Raw genomic sequence first — 18282 nt, 5'->3', positions numbered from 1 at the left:
GTTTTCCCCTTACCCTTTTTCGAATATTCAACAATATAAAATATAAAGGTACTAAGGTATATAAAGCAACAAAAAAGCAATGGGAAGTTAGGAGGAAGGGATATTTTTGAAGAAACGGTCGACATATTTAAAGCATCGCCGATATAATTTCGTGTATTACTTTGCTATTCCAACATACTAAAAAAAGAAACAGGAGTCCCTGTTTCTTCTTTAATATTGCATTTTTGAATTTTGTCCAGCGGTTGTTCCGGCAATTCGGCCAGTAACAAGGGCAGATGTAATGTTATAGCCGCCAGTATAACCGTGAATATCAAGAACTTCTCCGCAGAAGTATAAACCATTCGTGAATTTCGAAGCCATTTCTTTCGGGTTAATTTCTTTAACGGATACACCTCCGCCAGTAACGAATGCTTTTTCAATTGACTGCGTACCATTTACATGGACGGTAAATTCTTTAAAGTCTTTCACAAGTGCGCGAATCTTCTCATGAGAAACTTGTCCAGCTTGTTCGCTACCGTCAATTTCATTTTTTTCTAATAAGAATAGGAAGTAACGTTCAGGAACATAGCCTTTTAAAACGTTTTTAATTCCTTTTTTCGGATCTTCTTTCATTTGTTTCAGCATGCGCTGGAACAGTTGCTCACTATTTTCTTCTGGCAATGCATCGATACTCATGTGCACTGTGTTCGTTTTAAACTTTTTCATCGCTTTCACAACGAATTGGCTACAGCGAAGAGCAGCAGGACCAGATAGGCCGAAGTGAGTGAAAAGCATGTCCATTTTATGAGAAATGATAACTTTTCCTTTCGGGTTTAATACACTTAAGTTTACATCTCGTAAAGCAAGACCTTGTAATGTGCGGTCACGAATAAACGGTTCGTTTGAAAGAATTGGTACTTCTGTTGGGAAAAGTTCTGTAATTGTATGCCCAGCTTTTTCAGCCCAAGCGTATCCGTCTCCAGTAGAACCAGTTTGAGGAACAGATTTTCCGCCAACAGCGATAACGACGTGATTCGTTTCTAACACTTCGCCTGTTTGTAATACAACTGCTTTCGTTTGACCGTTTTCATACTCAATCGTTTCGACAGGCGTATTCGTACGTATTTTCACACCTAAGTCTTTTAATCGTGTTAACAGTGCATCTACAACAGATTGCGCTTTATTTGATACGGGGAACATGCGGCCATGATCCTCTTCTTTCAGTTGTACACCGAGATTTTCGAAGAATGTAATAATATCTTCATTACTGAAAATAGAAAAAGCACTGTATAAGAAGCGACCATTTCCAGGTATATGTTTAACGATTTCATCAAGTGGTAGACGGTTCGTTACGTTACAACGACCACCACCAGAAATCGCAAGTTTACGTCCTAGTTTATTTCCTTTATCAAGAAGTAAGACGCTTGCGCCTTCTTCAGCAGCACCGATTGCAGCCATTAGCCCTGAAGGACCGCCGCCGATGACAATAACATCATAATGCATAATATATCGACCTCATTTTCTACATTTCCTGCCTAAAAGAATAGCATGTTTTCCCTTAAAAGAAAAATAGAGTGAAGTACTGCTTAAGAGGAGAATTGTGGTACAATACAAAAGTTAGAGTTCAGCATTATCCTGCTATTTATGGGCAATAAGACTACTATCTTAAGATTTATGAGAAGTAAAGAGGGAGTTGAAAAGGTCCGTAAATGCTCGAATGATTAGTAGGAGGGGAGTCTCCCACTAATTATAGTTTCACTTTATTGTAGATGTAGGAGGATTTTCGTATGTCCGATTCAAAATTTCTGCGCGGAACGCTTATTGTGACGTTAGGGACATTTTTAGTAAAGTTCTTAGGCATGATTTACGTTTTTCCGTTTCATGCATTAGTAGGCACAGAAGGCGGAACGCTCTATACATATGGATACATTCCATATACGATATTTTTAAGTATCGCAACGGCAGGAGTGCCGCTTGCTGTTTCTAAGTTTGTTTCCAAATATAATGCACTTGGAGATTATAAAACGAGCCGGAGAATGTTCCGCTCGGGAATGGTTATGATGATAGTAACAGGAGTTCTTTCCTTCTTAGTACTGTACATGACCGCACCATTATTTGCAGAAGCAATGCTTGGTAAACAAAGTTTACAAAATAAGATAGAAGAAGTTACGACGATTATTCGCCTCGTAAGTTTTGCGCTTATTGTTGTGCCGGCAGCAAGTTTGATTCGTGGTTATTTCCAAGGCCACCAATCGATGGGACCGACTACGGTTTCACAAATTATTGAGCAAATTATTCGTATCGTCTTTTTATTAGCGGGTAGTTTCATCGTTATTAAAGTACTTGGCGGTACAGTAGCAACGGCAGTTGGGGTTGCGACATTCGCTGCGTTCGTTTCAGCAGTTGGAGCACTTGGCGTATTAATTTGGTACTGGTTAAAACGTAAAAAATATTTGGATCAATATTTAATTGAGCAAACTGTACCAGAATCGACGGTAAGTACCGCTCAATTGTTTAAAGAGTTGTTTGCATATGCAATCCCTTATGTTGTAATTGGATTAACAATTCCTTTATATCAACAAATTGATACATTGACATTTAACTCTATTATGCAGGCGATTGGTCAAGGAGATATCGCAGAGCGAGCACTCGGTATTTTCACGATGTGGACGCATAAATTAATTATGATTCCAGTATCACTTGCAACAGCGTTTAGTTTAACGCTCGTGCCAGCGATTACAAAGTCATTTACTGAAAAGCAATACCGTTATTTGAAATTACAAATTACACAAACATTCCAGGCGAATATGTTTTTAACATTGCCAGCAGTTGTCGGTATTTCTACACTTGCATATCCGATTTACACTGCTTTCTACGATTCAGACCCACTAGGTGGACAAGTATTAATGTGGTATGCGCCAGTTGCATTGTTATTCGCTTTATTCACAGTAACAGCAGCAATTCTGCAAGGGATTAACCAGCAGAAACATGCGGTTATTGCGCTTGTGATGGGTGTTATTTTGAAATTTGCATGTAACGTAATCTTTATTCGTTATTTCGGTACAGTTGGGGCGATTTTGGCTACTGCAGTCGGCTTCTTAGCTTCCGTATGGTATACGAATAGACAAATCAAAAAACACGCACACTATTCATTTGGTGTTGTATATAAGAGAACATTCCAAATTGCAGTCTTAACACTTGTAATGGTTATTGCTGTAAAACTATCACAATGGCTTCTATCCTTCATGATTTCGCCTGATGGCCGTATTGGTGCTCTTATTACAGTTGCGATTTGTGCAGGTATTGGTGGTCTTGTTTACGGATTGTTAGCGATTCGCACAGGAGTACTAGAAAGAGTATTTGGCGGAGAAGCTTTAGAGAAAATCCAGCGTAAACTTGGTAGTAGATTCAAAATAAAGTTGAAATCAAAAGGGGCGTAAATACGTCCCCTTTTCTATGATAAATAAAGAAGGTGAAGAACATGAGATTAGATAAATTATTAGCGAATATGGGACACGGAAGTAGAAAAGAAGTAAAGAAATTACTGAAAGACGGCGTTGTGAAGATTGATGGAACGCCAGTGAAAGATGCGAAGTTTCATGTGAATGTAGAAGAGCAAGAGGTTATGATTCACGGTGAAGTTGTGGAATATAAAGAGTTTGTTTATTTAATGATGCATAAACCACAAGGTGTTATTTCAGCGACAGAAGATGATAACCACGAAACAGTAATAGATTTATTAGAATTAGAAGATGCGATTTTCGATCCATTCCCTGTTGGAAGGCTCGATATTGATACAGAAGGTTTCTTATTAATCACAAATGATGGGAAGTTAACGCATCAACTATTATCTCCGAAAAAGCATGTGCCGAAAAAATATTATGCACACATTTCAGGCGTTGTAACGGAAGAGGATGTAATAGAATTCGCTAAAGGTGTAATTTTAGAAGATGGCTATGAAACGAAGCCAGGCGAACTTACAATTTTAAAAAGTGATGATATTTCTGAGATTGAACTCGTTATTACAGAAGGAAAGTTCCATCAAGTGAAGCGTATGTTTGAAGCGGTAGGGAAAAAAGTAGTTTATTTAAAGAGAACAGAGATGGGACCTTTAATGTTAGATGAAGAGTTAGAACTTGGGCAATATCGTGAATTAACAGATGAAGAAGTAGAAATGTTAAAGACGTATCAAGTAGATAACGAAAAGTAACACCAATTTCAGAGCATAGAAAAGACCCCTTTCTAATGAGTTAGAAAGGGGTATGTATTTATTTACATACAATTATTTTTTATTATGAGGTCATTCTCACTTTCTTTCCTGTCGTTGTCCACTTGCCGCGGCAAGGGCTATACACGAGTTCATTAAACTGCAACACATTTAGATCACGTTGTATTGTTCGCGGTGTGATCCCGAACTCATCTACAAGGTCTTTCGTTGTTACCGTACCGTTTTCATTGATGTACATATAAATTGATTTAATGCGTGTTAGCATACGAGTAGTTGTAGGTTTCAAGAGAAAACCGCTCCTCTACTAGTTTTTTTGACCCCATTCAGGAAAGAAGGTCGTTACTACCATTGTACTCTACATGATAAAATTCATGCTTTAACTTACTTAAATTTTACAAAAGTTTAACAAATATTCATATAGAAAAATATTGGTAGTTGACATTTTATGTCTGGTCAGTCAACTAACTCATAAATTTCTACGTAAAACGCCAAATTCCTGCAAATTTTTTTAAAAAAATAAAAGAAAAACTAATAAGAAATATCTGAAATATTACAATTGTCCGTTATTAGGTTTTCATGTATGGCATAAGAGATTTTCGTTTGCTATGATGAAAGAGACAATATAGTGAAGGATGGATGCGTGATGTCGACGATTAATTGGACAGAAGAAGTTACAAAACGAAAAGATGATTTAATTCGTGATACACAAAAATTTTTACAAATTAAAAGTGTATGGGAAGAAGAATCTGCGAAAGAGGGCGCACCATTTGGTGAAGGTGTAGAAAAAGCCTTATCTTTCATGTTACATAAAGGAGAAGCAGAAGGTTTCGCTTCTAAAAATTTAGAAGGATATGCAGGTCATCTTGAAATGGGACAAGGAGAAGAACTAGTAGGTATTCTTTGTCACGTTGATGTTGTACCAGAAGGAGATGGCTGGACAACTCCTGCGTATAGTGCGGATATTCGCGACGGGAAGATTTTTGCACGCGGTGCAATTGATGATAAAGGGCCGACGATGGCAGCTTATTATGCGATGAAAATCGTTAAAGAATTAGGCTTACCTCTTTCAAAACGTGTTCGTATGATTTTAGGAACAGATGAGGAAAGTAATTGGAAGTGTGTAGATCATTATTTTAAAAATGAAGAAATGCCAACAATCGGTTTTGCGCCGGATGCAGATTTTCCGATTATTAATGCGGAAAAAGGAATTTATGACATACAAGTTGTGCAAAGTGGTGGCGAAGAGAAAGAAGGCACATTTAAGCTTATTTCATTTGAGTCAGGTCGTCGTTTAAATATGGTTCCTGATTTTGCAGAAGCAGTTATTACAGGAGAAGATGTAAATACACTTACAGTAGCATATGAAGAGTATTTACAAACTGCTAAAAAAATAGGTAAAGCAATTGTAGAAGGAAAGACGGTGACGTTGCAAATCAAAGGGATTTCAGCTCACGGATCTACTCCGGAAAAGGGAGAAAATGCAGGTTTATTATTGGTAAACTTCTTAACGAAAGTTTCTCTTGATGGAAAAGGGGCTTCATTTGCCTCGTTTGTAACAGAAACATTTACAGGTGATATTATTGGAGAAAAAGCTGGTATTTCTTATAAAGATGATATTAGCGGGCCGTTAACAGTGAATGTTGGTCGCTTGTCTTACTCGCAAGAAAACGGTGGTAATTTAGGATTAAATGTACGCTATCCAGTTACAACTAACTTTGAAGAAACAATTGCAAAGTTAAAAGAATATGTTGGTACTCATGGATTTGAAGTAGCGGATTATTCTAACTCTCGCCCGCATCACGTTGACAAAGATCATACGTTAATTCGTACTTTGCAACGTGTATATGAAGAACAAACTGGTGAAAAAGCTGAATTGTTAGCAATTGGTGGTGGTACTTATGCTCGTTCATTGAAAGCTGGCGTTGCATTTGGCCCGTTATTCCCAGGAAAAGAAGAACTTGCGCATCAAAAAGATGAGTACATTGAAATTGAAGATTTATTAAAAGCGACAGCGATTTATGCTCAGGCAATTCATGAATTAGCGAAATAAAAGATATGTAAATAATGACCGCTCTCTACTTTAGAGGGCGGATTCTTTTTAGCTGAATGAGATAAGGAAGAAAAGCAACAATAACATAAAGGAGACGATGTAGATGGTGCCGCATTATTTTGTCGCAGTAACTTTACCACGTCATATAAAAGAAATTCTTTCTAATTATAAAGAGGAAATGAAGGATGAATTACCATTTCGCTCGTGGGTACATGAAGAAGACTATCATATTACCCTTTCATTTTTAGGAAGTGCGGCGCAGGAACAGTTAGAAGGAATAAAGAATGGATTACAAACACTTACAGAAAAAACGGAATTATCGTTCACGTTACAAGGACTTTCTACATTCGGACAGGTGGACCAGCCTCGTATATTTTGGGCGGGGATAAGTGATAATCAAGATTTGTTTACTTTACAAAAGCAAGTGCATATAATTTGTGAAGAAAATGGCTTCTCTCTAGAGACACGTCCTTATCATCCACATATTACTGTTGCACGTAAATGGGTAGGAGAAAAAGTGTTTGATCTGACAAATGTAAAAGAGTTACCTGTAACATCATTTCAAGCAGATACGATTACTTTGTATGAATCTCACGTTAAGGAAACGCCGAAGTATAAATCGATTACTGAAATAAAACTACAAAAATAGAATGTATGAAAACGTTTTTTATACAGGTGAATATACTATAGGGAATAATGTGTTACTGTATAGAGCTTCGCTGATAAGAAAACCCTTATCACTTGCAGCTCGTTTCATTTTAATTTTGAGAATGATGGTGATTTTTTATGCTGAAAGTAAAACGTCCATTTGATGCCTATTTAGATGAAATGAATAAAATTACAATTTTGCTCCCGCATGCGTATGGAACAAGCCGGACATTTCGTTTACAAGAAGGAAGCAATGTGAAAGAGTTACCGATTGTTCATACTATTGCTCTTCCAGATGCAACGAAGTATGAATGTTTTATAGAAGAGCCGATAGATGTGGGGAAGTATTATACAGTACGGGATGAACGGAATGAAGAAACAGATTTACAAATAGGCGCTGTGATTCGAACAGTAGTTTTCGATGAAAAATATTATTACGAAGGTACTGACTTAGGTGCGGTGTATAAAAAAGAAGAAACAATATTTAAAGTATGGGCTCCGACTGCAAGGCTTGCCAAAGTACGGATTTATAAAAGTGATAAAGAATATATTGATTATGAAATGTGCAGAGAAGAAAACGGAGTGTGGATTCATACATTACAAGGTGATCATGATGGAGCACGATATACATTCCTTGTTTGTATTAATTTAATATGGAACGAAGCGGTTGACCCTTATGCAAAGTCTGCGACGATAAATGGAAAATACGGCGTCGTTATCGATTTGGAAAAAACGAATGTGACAAAACGAGTAGAATTATCACCATTACAGTCAATGACAGATGCCATATTGTATGAACTGCATATTCGTGACGCTACTATTCACCCAAACAGTGGAGTGAATAAAAAGGGAACATATAAAGGATTGATGGAAGAAGAGACAATGGGACGAAATGGGACATTAACAGGATTGTCTCATATAAAAGATTTAGGCGTTACACATGTTGAACTATTACCTTTACATTGTTTTGGTGGTGTAGATGAAGTGAATCCTGCTTCCGCATATAATTGGGGCTACAATCCGTTATATTACAATATGCCAACAGGATTTTATGTTACAAACCTTTCTGATCCATATAACAGGATAGTAGAGTGTAAACAACTAATTGAAACATTTCATGATCACGGCATCAGAGTGATTATAGATGTTGTATATAATCATGTTTATGAAAGAGAATTATCATCATTTGAGAAGCTTGTCCCGGGATATTATTTTCGTCATGGGGAAGACGGTATGCCTTCTAATGGGACGGGAGTTGGAAATGATATAGCATCTGAACGGAAAATGATGAGGAAATTTATTATAGAATCTGTTTTATATTGGCTTACTGAATACAATGTTGATGGATTCCGATTTGATTTAATGGGAATTTTAGATGTTGAAACGATGAATGAATTAGAAAAAGAAGTACGAAAAATAAAGCAGGATGCGCTGTTATTAGGTGAAGGATGGGATTTGCAAACACCGCTTCCTCTTGAAGAGAAAGCGACGTTAAATAATGCGAATAAAATGCCATGTATCGCACAGTTTAATGATCAATTTCGTGATGGAATAAAAGGAAGTACTTTTAATATTAATAAACGTGGCTTTGCATTTGGTGGGCATGTAGATTGTAATCATTTGCAGTATATAGTAGCTGGTAGCCTTTTAAGTATGAAAGAAACAGGATTGTTTCTAGAGCCAATGCAAAGCATCAACTATGTAGAATGTCATGACAATATGACGATGTGGGATAAACTAGTGCAAAGTAATCCAGAATCAGAAGAAATTTTGAAAAGGCGTCATCGTTTAGCAACTGCAATGGTTATTCTTTCACAAGGGATTCCTTTCTTACATGCGGGGCAAGAGTTTTATCGTACGAAGCAAGGGAATGAAAATAGTTATAATGCAAATGATGAAATTAATCAATTAGATTGGGATCAAAAAGAGAAAGAGATGGAGACCGTTAACTATATAAAAGGGTTAATTGCGATTCGCAAAGGGCACGGGGCATTCCGATTACAAAATGCAGACCTTATAAAAACGCATATGACTTTTTTGCAAACATCTACAGAAGTACTGGCATACCACCTAGAGCATGTAGAATTATTTGGACCGTGGAAAGAGATTGTAGTTTTATTTAATAGCGGTTTGGAAGCTAAAACGGTGCAGCTTCCAAAAGAAGAAACGTGGCATGTGTTAGTAAACGAAAAGCAAGCGAAAATAGAGCCAATTTCTTCATTTAGAGGAAAGGAACTTCAATTGGCTCCAATTAGCACGTATATATTGACGATAATGTGACAAATCGCTACTTGACGATGAGAATGTAATAAATGTAGAATTGACAAAGGTGACGATTTTCATAAGTTGTCATTCTATGATTGATTTTGTAAAATAAACTAGAAGAACAGGTGATTTATCCTGTTTTCGGCTTATGCCAAGTTTTTTCATTCAAATACAGTAAAATATATGAATCCACAACATGTGTAGAAATGTTGCGGTTTTTCTTTTCATAACTATAAAAGATAAGGATTTGTTAACGGGTAATGAATATGGAATGGTTGGAACAATTATTAGGAAAAGAGTGGAGTCTTATACCGGCTGGTGGAGTAACGGGCGATGCATATATTGCGCAAAACGGACAACAAAAGTTATTTTTAAAGCGGAATACATCGCCCTTTTTAGCGGTATTGTCAGCAGAAGGAATTGTTCCAAAATTACTTTGGACAAGAAGGGTAACGAACGGTGATGTAATTTCTGCTCAAAAATGGCTTCCGGGACAGAAGTTAGAGCCAGAGGATATGAAACTAGAACGTGTTGCGAAACTTTTGAAGAAAATACACTCCTCTAAAGCGCTTGTGCAGATGATTCAAAGGCTAGGAAAGCAGCCGCTTCATGCGCAAGAGTTATTACAACAATTACAGCTCGTTTTAAGAGGAGATATAAGAGTTGATGAAACAATTCAGCAAGGTCTTCAATATTTAACGGAGTCATTAAAAGATATTGAGTACAATGAATTCGTTGTATGCCATTGTGATGTAAACCATAACAATTGGATATTGTCGAACGAAGATGAATTGTTTTTAATTGATTGGGATGGGGCTGTTATTGCTGACCCAGCTTTAGATCTTGGTATGTTATTATATTGGTATGTTCCGCGCCATGAATGGAGTGAGTGGCTCGGATATTATGAGATTGAACTAGATGAATCATTGCTTAGGCGTATGAGATGGTATGTGATAGCACAAACGATTTTATCTATGCAATGGCACACAACAAAAAAGCAGCAAGCAGAAGCTAAATATTGGCATCAATATTTACAGCAACTACTTGCTTCAGAATAATACTTAAGAAAAATTGTCCATTCCAGCAATCCACTGAGTAAGTTGTTCTTGATTATTGGAAATATGGTTGTCCAAATTAGAGGAAGATTTACCCGATTGACTATAAGAATATACATCGTTTAGCATTACTTTAGTGTCACTACTTATACTATCGTTTGCGAGTAACGATTGAATGAGTCGCTCTAATTGCTCGCATTCAGAAACTGTCCCGCAGCAATCACTTTGATGGTTGATTAAAATATCTTTTAACACTTCTAATTGATGCTGTTGATTAATTGGCATGAACGGATCATCCTTTCGAGTGTTTTTCTCTCTCTAGAAATGTAAGAGAAAAAGCTATTTCGTCATGGAATGTTTAATGCTTTATGTAGTTTTTATCAAAATGGTACATCTTATACTTGAAAGAAACGGACCGAGTGCTCGTACGTACTTGGTTTTTTGTTTGATAGATTGATTAAAACAGAAAGAAGGAATTTTTCCTTTAAAATAGTTTTGTAAAGAGAGGGAGACATCTATGCGTTTAAGACATAAGCCTTATGCAATGGATCGAATTAATGAGTATTCACATATCGTAATTGGAAACCCAGAGGAGAGCGCTGGTAACTGGAAAGAAATATTTGGAAATGAACAGCCAATTCATATTGAAGTAGGTACAGGACGTGGCCGCTTTATGTATGATATGGCAAAAGCAAATCCGCATATTAACTATATTGGAATTGAAAAATTCACAAGTGTTGTTGTAGATGCACTTGATAAATTAATTGAAGAAGAAGTACCGAACTTAAAGTTAATTAATAAAGATGCTGAAGATTTAACAGTTTTCTTTGCGAAAGGTGAAATTGACCGCGTTTATTTAAACTTCTCAGATCCATGGCCGAAGAATCGTCATACGAAGCGTCGTTTAACGTATAAAACATTTTTACGCAATTATGAAGAAGTGTTAGTAGATGGCGGAGAAATTCATTTCAAAACTGATAACCAGGGATTATTTGAATATTCTCTTATGAGTATGGCTGAGTATGGTATGTTATTAACTTACCTTAGCCTAGATCTTCATAATAGTGATTATGAAGGAAACATTATGACAGAATACGAAGAGAAATTCTCTAGTAAAGGTCATCGTATTTACCGAGTTGAAGCAAAATATCGTACGGAGCCTATGCAGTAATGCATAGGTTTTTTATATGAAAAACAATCGGAATATTATGTTAAAATTAAATGAAAAAGGGGGATGGGATATGGAACAGTTACAAATTGGAAATATAAAAGTGACGTGGCTAAAAGGTGGGAATACACATTTAGATGGAGGCGCGATGTTTGGAGTTGTGCCAAAAGTACTTTGGTCACGAAAATATAAACATAATGATACAAATCATATTTATTTACGAACAGATCCGTTACTCTTACAAACGAAAGAAGGAAACATGCTTATTGATTCAGGGATAGGGAATGGTAAATTGAATGAGAAAATGAAGCGGAATCAAGGTGTAACAGAAGAATCATCAGTTAAGGAATCTTTAGAAAAATTGGGACTGCATACTGAAGATATTCATTACGTCTTAATGACGCATCTTCATTTTGACCATGCATCTGGTTTAACAAAATGGGAGGGAAATCACCTTGTTCCGGCGTTTCCGAACGCAACGATTTATGTAAGTGAGACTGAATGGAATGAAATGAAAAATCCGAATGTTAGATCGCGTAATACATATTGGAAGGAAAATTGGGAGCCAATCGTTGATAAGATTGTTACGTTCAAGCAAGAAATAGAAATTACGGATGAAATAAAGATGGTGCATACGGGTGGTCATAGCGATGGACATGCCGTTGTCGTCCTTGAAAGTCAGGGTGAAACGATGCTTCATTTAGCGGACATTTTACCGACGTATGCACATCAAAATGTATTATGGGTAATGGCATATGATGACTATCCAATGACATCGATTGAACATAAACAAAAGTGGATGAAGTATGGTGCTGAAAAAGAGGCGTGGTTTACTTTTTATCATGATGCATATTACCGTGCAGTAAAGTGGAATGAGGAAGGGCATATAGTGGAGAAGATAGAGAGAAAAACAAATATAGAAGCTTAATATTAATAAGAGGAAGGTGTCCAAAAATATTTATTGGAACAATCTCCACTTATTATGTATTGCTGTTATTATCAGCTTTTGTTGGTAATTCTAAAAAAAAAGAGGTTCACCTAATGGGAAACCTCTTTTTATGCTGCTATAACCTCTAAAACAGTACCTGTTTTAGCATCAACTAAAAATTCAAATCGTTCTTGTATTTCATCTAACATCGTTGTAAGACCGCCGCGATAAACTTCGTACGCGACATCATATTTTTCAAATGCCTCTGGAACCATATGTACCCAAGAGCCAGTAATTTCACCTTTATGACTTAATGCTTGTTTCACCATTTTCAATGCTTTTTCTGAAGAAATATGGGATTGTTCTTGTACTTTGTTTGCAACGAAATAACCAGCTGCGAACCCAACGCCAAGACCTGTGACTAAACCTTTCCAGCTCATATATTCACCTCAATTCTGTAAAATAAAAATAGTGTACCAATAATAATTATAATGCAAATGCAACTAAAAAAGAAGAAACTAGAAACATTTCGAAAATTTCGTTACAATAAAAGAGGTATTCTACTAAGGTTTGAAAGAAGGGGACTTCGTGAATAAAGAGACATTACAATTATTTCGTACGTTAACAGAATTACAAGGTACATCAGGTTTTGAACATGATGTGCGCAGTTTTATGAAGCAAGAATTAAGCAAATATGCTGATGAGATTGTGCAAGACGGTTTAGGTAGCGTATTTGGCCTGAAAAAAGGGGACGAAACTGGCCCGCGCGTTCTTGTAGCAGGTCATATGGATGAAGTAGGTTTCATGGTTACGCAAATTACGAAAAATGGGATGCTTCGTTTTCAAACGTTAGGTGGCTGGTGGAGCCAAGTACTATTAGCTCAGCGTGTACAAGTTATGACGAAGAATGGTCCTGTTATTGGGGTTGTTGGTTCCATTCCTCCTCATTTATTAAGTGATGCGCAACGTGCAAAACCGATGGATATAAAAAATATGTTAATTGATATAGGTGCAGATAGTTATGAAGATGCGATTGAAATTGGCATAAAGCCAGGGCAACAAATCGTTCCAATCTGCCCATTCACGCCAATGGCAAATGAAAAGAAAATTATGGCGAAAGCTTGGGACAACCGCTATGGATGTGGCCTTGCTATCGAATTGCTAAAAGAATTAAAAGATGAAACATTACCAAACACATTATACTCTGGTGCGACTGTACAAGAAGAAGTGGGTCTTCGCGGAGCACAAACTGCTGCAAATATGATTCAACCAGATATTTTCTATGCGCTTGATGCAAGTCCAGCAAATGATGCATCTGGTGATAAGACGCAGTTCGGTCAATTAGGAAAAGGCGCTCTTCTTCGTATTTATGACCGTACAATGGTAACACATAGAGGAATGCGCGAATTCATTTTAGATACAGCAGAAACACATAACATTCCGTACCAATACTTTATTTCACAAGGTGGTACAGATGCGGGCCGTGTGCATACAAGTAACTCTGGTATCCCATCAGCAGTAATTGGTGTTTGTGCACGCTACATTCATACACATGCTTCTATTTTACATGTTGATGATTATGCGGCAGCGAAGGAATTAATTACGAAGCTTGTGAGAGCGACGGACAAAACGACGTTAGAGACAATTAAGAATAACGCGTAAAGAGGAAGGGTGAAAAACCCTTCTTTTTTTAGGTTGAATAGATGACCCAGCGATGAATGGGAGCGGTCAGTGCCTAGTTGGTGCTCGAGCGATGTATTAAGACCGCGGATAGGAAGAGAGAGGAAGGCTGTTTTTGGAAAACCTTTTCTTTTTTTAGGTGGGAGAGATGACACAGAGATGCGTGTGTGCGGTCAGGCGCACTACGGTATAAATCTCAGTCATGAAGACTGATTTGGTGTTCGAGGCTAGTATTAGGATAGAATGATGAATTTATATAGAGGTGAATGAAATGAAGGTAGTAGTTGGATCGAAGAATAAGACGAAGGTTGGGGCTGTGGAGAAGGTTTGGGAAGATGCTGAAATTACATCTCTTTCTGTTCCATCAGGAGTAGCAAATCAGCCTTTTTCAGATGAAGAGACGATGCAAGGAGCAGTAAATAGAGCGAAGAGAGCATTGCAGGAAGGTGCAGCTTATATCGGCATTGGGCTAGAAGGCGGCGTTATGAAAACGGAGCATGGGTTATTTATGTGTAACTGGGGTGCTTTAGCGACGATTGAAGGTAAAACATTTGTTGCGGGCGGGGCGCGTATTAAGTTACCAGACGATTTTTTAGCACCGCTTGAAGAAGGAAAAGAGCTAAGTGAAGTGATGGAAGAGTTTGTAGAGCGAAAAGATATTCGTAGTCACGAAGGTGCTATCGGTATTTTTACAGATGATTATGTCGACCGAACGGAATTATTTGTACACGTTGTTAAGTTACTTGTTGGGCAATATAAGTATGATGAAAAGCAAGCATAAACCTTGCACCATGCGCGATGTATGGTAGTATAAAGAAAAGATTATAGTGTGAAAAAGTGCACTCGTTAGAGGAGGAAATATAGATGAAATCATTAGAAAGCATGGAACAATTCCAAGAATTAAAAAATGAAGAGAATGTAGTCTTCATGTTCTCAGCAGAATGGTGCCCAGATTGCCGTTTCGTTGATCCATTTATGCCAGAAGTAGAAGAGAAGTATAGTGATTTCTCATTTTACTATGTAGATCGTGATGAATTTATTGATTTATGCGTGAAAGTAGACGTATTTGGCATTCCAAGCTTTGTAGCGTACAATAAAGGTGAAGAAACTGGACGCTATGTAAATAAAGATCGTAAAACACAAGAGCAAATCGAAGAGTTTATTGAAGGTTTAAAATAAGACAATTAGCCAATTGAATTGTAAAAACAACCTCTACCTTCGCGGGGGAGGTTATTTTTTTGGAAGGGAGGAAAAAGAGATGAAAATGACAAGTAAAAAGATGAAAGACGAGTTAATGAAGAAATTATCTCGACCAGAATGGGACTGTCATTATGATAGCGAGAAAGAAGTTCTTCGTATTGAACAAACAGACTCGAAAAAAGGTATTAACGTATCACTTCCAGGAGTAGTTGCAAAATGGGAAGTGAACAAAGAAAAAGCAATTGAAGAGGTCGCTTATTACGTACAAGAAGCGCTAATTGCAATGCATAAAGAAGAAAATAGCACGGCGAAAATTTTACCTGTTATTCGCTCTACTTCTTTCCCGAAACAATCAGAAGAAGGAAATCCGTTTATTATGACGGACCATACGGCGGAAACACGTATTTACTATGCGCTAGATTCTAATAAAACGTATCGATTAATTGATGAGCGCTTATTGCAAAAATTAGAGCTTACAGAGGAACAAGTACGTGAAATGGCATTATTTAATGCTCGCTCATTAGGCTATGAATTTAAGCAGGAGACAGTAGCAGGTAATACATTCTACTTTTTAAACACAAATGATGGATACGATGCGAGTCGTATTTTAAACGAATCGTTACTACACTCTATGCGTGAAAAGATCTCTGGTGATATGGTTGTTGCAGTTCCTCACCAAGATGTATTAATTATTGCTGATATCGTCAACGAAATCGGTTATGATATTATTGCACAAATGACAATGAAATTTTTTGCCGAAGGGCATGTTCCGATTACATCACTTTCATTCGTATATGAAGATGGGGACTTCGAACCAATCTTTATTTTAGCGAAGAATCGGAAGAAGACAGATGGAAAAGAGAAAGGATGAACGAAGTGAACGTTTTTTACAACCTTGAAGGAATTGGTGACACTTTAATTGTTACCTTACAAGATATTACTTTAGAAAACCGTACATTTGACCGCAAAGGAGATGTTGCTCGCGTATACGATCGTGAAAGCAACGTAACAGCAGGATTCAACATCTTTAATGCGTCTTCTTATGTAGAAGTAACAGACAACGGAAACGTTACATTAACGAAAGAGTTTGTTGAAAAAATTAACGGAATTTTAGCGAAGAATGGCTTTGAAGAAAAAGTAGAAGCTGATTTCACGCCGAAATTTGTTGTAGGCTATGTAGCTGAAAAAGAGAAGCATCCAAATGCTGATAAATTAAACATTTGTACAGTAGAAATCGGTACAGAAACATTACAAATCGTATGTGGTGCACCAAACGTTGACGCAGGACAAAAAGTTGTTGTTGCAAAAATCGGTGCTGTAATGCCAAGTGGTATGTTAATTAAACCAGCTGAACTTCGCGGTGTTCCTTCTTCTGGAATGATTTGCTCTGCACGTGAGTTAGAGCTTCCAGATGCTCCAGAAGAAAAAGGTATTCTTGTATTAGAAGATAGCTTTGAAGTTGGACAAGAATTTAAATTTTAATTGATGTTAGAAAAAGTAGTCTCGCATATGTGAGGCTATTTTTTTGTGCGAAATTCCTAGGATTGTAACGTTTCCTCTCGAAATCTATATTGTATTTCAAAAGTGGATTAGGTAAAATTTAGAAAAAAGAAGGGGGTAGACGTATGAAACAACAACCAAAAATTGCAGAACTTCTGAAACGAATTGAAACTTCAAAACAGCAAGATATCGAACTAGGTTCCTATGAAATATATGTGTTTAGCGAAAATGAATTAGAAAAAGGACAAATCGGTTATCGATATGATAAACATAAAAATTCATTAATAAGTGAAGAAAGTGGAAAATGGCAAGAAGAATGGATTGTTATCGGATATGAAACGGATATGGGGGATCCTGTTTTCGTAAATGTAGCTGATGATGCTTATCTAGTCTATACCGCAGAGCGCGGTACGGAAACGTGGCAACCGATTTATATCGGAAGTATGGATGAGATTATAAAACAATTATAAGAAATACTTTGAGCCCGGTGCAAAGTGATAGGAGAGAAAAATGAAGTATATAAAAATAATGAGCGCTATTGCAGTCATTGGAATATATATGGGAGGTTGTTCGCAAGAAGAGCCGAAAAAAGAAACAACATCTTCTATACAAGAAAAAAACAAAGATAATAAGGAAGACGCACCGGTAGAAAAGCAGCAAGAAGAACAAGAAAAGAAAGAACAGGCACAAGCAATTCAAACGAATGAGAAAGTGGAACATAAGCAGGAGGAAGTGCCTACCGAGGAAAAGAAAGAGGAAACTACGCCGCTGCAGCCAACTGAGCAACCGCTGCAAAATAATGAACAAAAAGTAGAGAGTAATGAAAAACAAGAAAAGTTTCTCGTCGTTATTGATCCAGGGCATCAACAAAAAGCGAATTTAAATTTAGAGGCAATTGGTCCAGGAGCAACTACGCAAAAATATAAAGTAACAGACGGAACAGCGGGAGTTGTAACGAAAAAGAGGGAATCAGTTCTTGTATTAGAGATGGCTTTTATATTGAAAGAAAAACTGGAAGCAAAAGGTATACAAGTATTGATGACGAGAACGTCACATGAGGTTGATATAAGTAATAAGGAACGAGCAACATTCGCGAATGATCATAAAGCGAATTTATTTTTGCGCCTTCACGCAGATGGTTCTGAAAATCCAAATCAAAGTGGATTTGCTGTATTGACACCTGCAGAAGGAAGTCCGTATACGAAAGAGATTTATGCTGAAAGTCTTCAAATCTCTCAAATGATAGTAAATAAAATGAGAGAGAATCATCAAGTGAAAGTAAATGGAATTAAATTTAGGGATGATCTTTCTGGATTTAATTGGTCAAAAGTTCCAGGAGTACTATTAGAACTTGGATTTATGTCAAACCCTGAAGAAGACAAAAAATTATCTGACCCACAGTATGTAAATTCTTTATTGCAAAGTGTAACGGATAGTGTGGATGAATATCGGAAGGGTAAAGATTAAACGAGGTCTTACATGTAAGACCTCGTTTTTCATATAGAAAAACAATCGTGAATTAGAATATTATGGATAAAACTAATATGCTTAATTTTACCTGCACTTTTTGCCGAATGCTGA

General features: G+C 37.0%; 19 protein-coding genes. 15 read left to right on the top strand and 4 right to left on the bottom strand.

From position 1 onward, the window contains the following. Positions 1 to 210: 210 nt before the first annotated feature. Positions 211 to 1482 (bottom strand): BaiN/RdsA family NAD(P)/FAD-dependent oxidoreductase, encoded by a 1272-nt coding sequence (locus AC1DKZ_RS24060; RefSeq protein ID WP_088040268.1) that lies wholly within the window; start codon positions 1480 to 1482, stop codon positions 211 to 213. Between the two features lie 284 nt (positions 1483 to 1766). On the opposite strand from AC1DKZ_RS24060, the gene AC1DKZ_RS24055 reads away from it, so the two are divergent. Continuing rightward, positions 1767 to 3419 (top strand): putative polysaccharide biosynthesis protein, encoded by a 1653-nt coding sequence (locus AC1DKZ_RS24055; protein WP_002089053.1) that lies wholly within the window; start codon positions 1767 to 1769, stop codon positions 3417 to 3419. A gap of 41 nt (positions 3420 to 3460) precedes the next feature. Beyond that, on the top strand, positions 3461 to 4189 hold the full coding sequence (locus AC1DKZ_RS24050; protein ID WP_002034388.1) for a pseudouridine synthase: 729 nt from the start codon (positions 3461 to 3463) through the stop codon (positions 4187 to 4189). An 82-nt stretch (positions 4190 to 4271) separates the two neighbouring features. Here AC1DKZ_RS24050 and AC1DKZ_RS24045 read toward each other — a convergent pair whose 3' ends face one another. Then, positions 4272 to 4493, bottom strand: a complete 222-nt coding sequence (locus tag AC1DKZ_RS24045) for a DeoR family transcriptional regulator (protein WP_000805512.1) — start codon at positions 4491 to 4493, stop codon at positions 4272 to 4274. Positions 4494 to 4850: 357 nt separating this feature from the next. On the opposite strand from AC1DKZ_RS24045, the gene pepV reads away from it, so the two are divergent. From pepV to AC1DKZ_RS24025, 4 genes are all read left to right on the top strand, one after another. Then, positions 4851 to 6257 carry a dipeptidase PepV gene (pepV, locus tag AC1DKZ_RS24040; RefSeq protein WP_476997212.1) on the top strand — a complete coding sequence of 469 codons (1407 nt, stop codon included), beginning with the start codon at positions 4851 to 4853 and terminating at the stop codon, positions 6255 to 6257. Positions 6258 to 6360: 103 nt separating this feature from the next. Then, positions 6361 to 6906, top strand: a complete 546-nt coding sequence (gene thpR / locus AC1DKZ_RS24035; protein ID WP_016092462.1) for an RNA 2',3'-cyclic phosphodiesterase — start codon at positions 6361 to 6363, stop codon at positions 6904 to 6906. A gap of 137 nt (positions 6907 to 7043) precedes the next feature. Beyond that, complete coding sequence (gene pulA / locus AC1DKZ_RS24030) at positions 7044 to 9185, top strand: type I pullulanase (protein ID WP_476997211.1); 2142 nt, start codon at positions 7044 to 7046, stop codon at positions 9183 to 9185. A 245-nt stretch (positions 9186 to 9430) separates the two neighbouring features. Beyond that, entirely contained in the window at positions 9431 to 10228 is a 798-nt protein-coding gene (locus AC1DKZ_RS24025; protein ID WP_476997210.1) for a phosphotransferase, read from the top strand. Between the two features lie 3 nt (positions 10229 to 10231). Here AC1DKZ_RS24025 and AC1DKZ_RS24020 read toward each other — a convergent pair whose 3' ends face one another. Further along, the gene (locus AC1DKZ_RS24020) at positions 10232 to 10510 is read right to left on the bottom strand and encodes a YtzH-like family protein (RefSeq protein WP_002015625.1); all 279 of its coding nucleotides are present in this window, start codon (positions 10508 to 10510) and stop codon (positions 10232 to 10234) included. A gap of 232 nt (positions 10511 to 10742) precedes the next feature. On the opposite strand from AC1DKZ_RS24020, the gene trmB reads away from it, so the two are divergent. Then, positions 10743 to 11396 carry a tRNA (guanosine(46)-N7)-methyltransferase TrmB gene (trmB, locus tag AC1DKZ_RS24015; protein ID WP_002138679.1) on the top strand — a complete coding sequence of 218 codons (654 nt, stop codon included), beginning with the start codon at positions 10743 to 10745 and terminating at the stop codon, positions 11394 to 11396. 70 nt (positions 11397 to 11466) lie between these two features. Beyond that, positions 11467 to 12321 (top strand): YtnP family quorum-quenching lactonase, encoded by an 855-nt coding sequence (locus tag AC1DKZ_RS24010; RefSeq protein WP_431183423.1) that lies wholly within the window; start codon positions 11467 to 11469, stop codon positions 12319 to 12321. A 128-nt stretch (positions 12322 to 12449) separates the two neighbouring features. On the opposite strand, the gene AC1DKZ_RS24005 is transcribed toward AC1DKZ_RS24010, so the two are convergent. Next, positions 12450 to 12761: a PepSY domain-containing protein gene (locus tag AC1DKZ_RS24005; protein ID WP_002015622.1), complete on the bottom strand. Its 312-nt coding sequence runs from the start codon at positions 12759 to 12761 to the stop codon at positions 12450 to 12452. A gap of 148 nt (positions 12762 to 12909) precedes the next feature. Between AC1DKZ_RS24005 and AC1DKZ_RS24000 the strand changes: the two genes are divergently transcribed. The 7 genes from AC1DKZ_RS24000 to AC1DKZ_RS23970 all read left to right on the top strand — a co-directional run bounded on the left by AC1DKZ_RS24000 (position 12910) and on the right by AC1DKZ_RS23970 (position 18168). Then, entirely contained in the window at positions 12910 to 13983 is a 1074-nt protein-coding gene (locus tag AC1DKZ_RS24000) for a M42 family metallopeptidase (RefSeq protein WP_078184718.1), read from the top strand. A gap of 289 nt (positions 13984 to 14272) precedes the next feature. Beyond that, positions 14273 to 14782 (top strand): DUF84 family protein, encoded by a 510-nt coding sequence (locus AC1DKZ_RS23995; RefSeq protein WP_242248644.1) that lies wholly within the window; start codon positions 14273 to 14275, stop codon positions 14780 to 14782. A gap of 83 nt (positions 14783 to 14865) precedes the next feature. Then, the gene (locus AC1DKZ_RS23990; RefSeq protein ID WP_002015619.1) at positions 14866 to 15180 is read left to right on the top strand and encodes a thioredoxin family protein; all 315 of its coding nucleotides are present in this window, start codon (positions 14866 to 14868) and stop codon (positions 15178 to 15180) included. A gap of 79 nt (positions 15181 to 15259) precedes the next feature. Next, a complete protein-coding gene (locus AC1DKZ_RS23985) occupies positions 15260 to 16072 on the top strand; it encodes a DUF1444 domain-containing protein (protein WP_002089043.1) in 813 nt (270 codons plus the stop codon). Next, a complete protein-coding gene (gene ytpR / locus AC1DKZ_RS23980) occupies positions 16069 to 16683 on the top strand; it encodes a YtpR family tRNA-binding protein (RefSeq protein WP_002089041.1) in 615 nt (204 codons plus the stop codon). Before AC1DKZ_RS23985 ends, ytpR begins: the two co-directional genes overlap by 4 nt. 143 nt (positions 16684 to 16826) lie before the next feature. After that, positions 16827 to 17171 (top strand): thiamine transporter, encoded by a 345-nt coding sequence (locus tag AC1DKZ_RS23975; RefSeq protein WP_431183421.1) that lies wholly within the window; start codon positions 16827 to 16829, stop codon positions 17169 to 17171. 40 nt (positions 17172 to 17211) lie between these two features. Continuing rightward, the gene (locus AC1DKZ_RS23970) at positions 17212 to 18168 is read left to right on the top strand and encodes an N-acetylmuramoyl-L-alanine amidase (RefSeq protein WP_476997209.1); all 957 of its coding nucleotides are present in this window, start codon (positions 17212 to 17214) and stop codon (positions 18166 to 18168) included. The last annotated feature ends 114 nt before the right edge of the window (positions 18169 to 18282 follow it).

Source organism: Bacillus sp. 05T21 (assembly GCF_056396785.1).
The sequence above is the reverse complement of the archived record's forward strand: the minus strand, read 5'-3'. Positions and strand labels throughout refer to the sequence as shown.

What these genes read in the sequence shown, in the direction of transcription:
- AC1DKZ_RS24005 (WP_002015622.1), bottom strand. Translation starts at nt 12,761, where the DNA reads ATGAGCTGGAAAGGTTTAGTCACAGGTCTTGGCGTTGGGTTCGCAGCT.
- AC1DKZ_RS23985 (WP_002089043.1), top strand. Translation starts at nt 15,260, where the DNA reads ATGAAAATGACAAGTAAAAAGATGAAAGACGAGTTAATGAAGAAATTA.
- pulA (WP_476997211.1), top strand. Translation starts at nt 7,044, where the DNA reads ATGCTGAAAGTAAAACGTCCATTTGATGCCTATTTAGATGAAATGAAT.
- ytpR (WP_002089041.1), top strand. Translation starts at nt 16,069, where the DNA reads ATGAACGAAGTGAACGTTTTTTACAACCTTGAAGGAATTGGTGACACT.
- AC1DKZ_RS23975 (WP_431183421.1), top strand. Translation starts at nt 16,827, where the DNA reads ATGAAACAACAACCAAAAATTGCAGAACTTCTGAAACGAATTGAAACT.
- trmB (WP_002138679.1), top strand. Translation starts at nt 10,743, where the DNA reads ATGCGTTTAAGACATAAGCCTTATGCAATGGATCGAATTAATGAGTAT.
- AC1DKZ_RS24020 (WP_002015625.1), bottom strand. Translation starts at nt 10,510, where the DNA reads ATGCCAATTAATCAACAGCATCAATTAGAAGTGTTAAAAGATATTTTA.
- AC1DKZ_RS24010 (WP_431183423.1), top strand. Translation starts at nt 11,467, where the DNA reads ATGGAACAGTTACAAATTGGAAATATAAAAGTGACGTGGCTAAAAGGT.
- AC1DKZ_RS24060 (WP_088040268.1), bottom strand. Translation starts at nt 1,482, where the DNA reads ATGCATTATGATGTTATTGTCATCGGCGGCGGTCCTTCAGGGCTAATG.
- AC1DKZ_RS24050 (WP_002034388.1), top strand. Translation starts at nt 3,461, where the DNA reads ATGAGATTAGATAAATTATTAGCGAATATGGGACACGGAAGTAGAAAA.
- pepV (WP_476997212.1), top strand. Translation starts at nt 4,851, where the DNA reads ATGTCGACGATTAATTGGACAGAAGAAGTTACAAAACGAAAAGATGAT.
- AC1DKZ_RS23990 (WP_002015619.1), top strand. Translation starts at nt 14,866, where the DNA reads ATGAAATCATTAGAAAGCATGGAACAATTCCAAGAATTAAAAAATGAA.
- AC1DKZ_RS23970 (WP_476997209.1), top strand. Translation starts at nt 17,212, where the DNA reads ATGAAGTATATAAAAATAATGAGCGCTATTGCAGTCATTGGAATATAT.
- AC1DKZ_RS24055 (WP_002089053.1), top strand. Translation starts at nt 1,767, where the DNA reads ATGTCCGATTCAAAATTTCTGCGCGGAACGCTTATTGTGACGTTAGGG.
- AC1DKZ_RS24025 (WP_476997210.1), top strand. Translation starts at nt 9,431, where the DNA reads ATGAATATGGAATGGTTGGAACAATTATTAGGAAAAGAGTGGAGTCTT.
- AC1DKZ_RS23995 (WP_242248644.1), top strand. Translation starts at nt 14,273, where the DNA reads ATGAAGGTAGTAGTTGGATCGAAGAATAAGACGAAGGTTGGGGCTGTG.
- thpR (WP_016092462.1), top strand. Translation starts at nt 6,361, where the DNA reads ATGGTGCCGCATTATTTTGTCGCAGTAACTTTACCACGTCATATAAAA.